1 pseudogene is annotated in these 1,381 nt (G+C 79.8%); it reads left to right on the plus strand.

Annotated features, from left to right (window positions below):
• Nucleotides 1-1,381, plus strand: a pseudogene (locus BI06_RS51945) (serine protease); the annotation flags it as partial.

Below are 1,381 nucleotides of genomic sequence, written 5' to 3' on the forward strand. Positions count from 1 at the left end.
CGTGCGGCCCGCCGGGGTGTCCGCCGGGCGGGTGCGCCGGACGGCGGCGGCGGTGGCCGGTCGGGTGCACGAGGCGGCGCGGCGGATGCTGGGCGCCGAGCAGGGCGCCCTGGCGCGGGCCGTGTTCGAGGAGCTGTTCCCGGTGGCGGGCGGCTGGGCGACGGCGGTGCTGGCGGAGGGGCTGTTCGTACCGGCCGGTTCCGGCTACCGCTTCGCGCACGGGGAGTTCGCCGACTGGCTGCAGGGCCTGCACCTGGACCTGGACGCGGCGCTGCGGCTGCTGCTCGGCGAGGCCGAGGACACTCCCCCCGGGCACGGCGGGGGGCCGCCCGCGGGGATCCGGACCGTGCCGCGGCACCGGATCGGCCCGGTGGTCGCCGCGCTGCGGCGGGTCGGCTCCACCTGGGGCGCCCCGGCGCTGGATCCGTGGCTGCACCGGATCTGGCGGGCCGTGGACCTGCGCCCCGCCGGCAGTGAACCCGGCTGGTGGGCCGGGCGGTTGCTGGTCGCCGGTCTGACCGCCGGCCCCGACCTCGCCGAACACCGGCCGCTGCTGGAGCAGTTGGCCGAAAGGATCGTCGAACGTGCGGCCGCCGCAGGCGGGTTCGAGCGGCTTCCGGCAGAGGGTCTGGGCCGGTTCGGGCCGTCCTTCTGGGCCGGTCTCGGGCTGCCGCCGGAGGCCGAACTCGGCCTGCTCCGGAGGCTGGTGGCCGCCGACGGGCCGGACCGGCCGTTCCTCGCCGCGGTGGCCGGCCGGCTGCGCGCCGATCCGCCGGGGGTGCTGCCGCTGCTCTGCGGGTGGTTCGACGACCCGCGCGGTCTGCCGGCCCGCCCCGGGAGCACCGTCGCCGACCTCGCGCACGACCTGCTGTTCACCCACCGGGCCCTGGCCCTGGACGAGTTGACCGAGGTGCTGGCCGGAGCCGCGCACCCCGGGGCGGACGCGCTGCTCGCCGTACTGGCGGTCGAGGAGCCCTCGGCGCTCTGCCGGGCGGTCGACCGCTGGAGCCACGACCCCCGGCCCGAACGCCATGTGGCCGCCGCGGTGCACGCGCTGCACACCGCCCCGTACGCCCGCGGCGCCGGGCCGGAGCTGCTGCGGTTCACCGCGCTGACCCTGCTGGCCCGGGAGGACGAGCCGGCCCTGCACGGCGCCGCGCTGGCCCTGCTGCTGCGGGAGCCGGGGAGCCGGGCCGTCCATCTGCCGGCGGCGCTGGCCGTGTACCGGGGCGGCGAGGACCGCTTCCTGACCGCGCGGGCGCTGGCCCCGGCGCTGGAGAGCGACCCGGAGCCGGTGCTGGCCGCGCTGGCCGACCGCCTGGGCGGGCCCGGGGCGGCGGCGCGGCCGGGCGCCCCGGTGGCCGGGACGCTGCGGGTGCTG

The organism is Kitasatospora sp. MBT66 (assembly GCF_000710405.2).
Lineage (GTDB): Bacteria > Actinomycetota > Actinomycetes > Streptomycetales > Streptomycetaceae > Kitasatospora > Kitasatospora purpeofusca.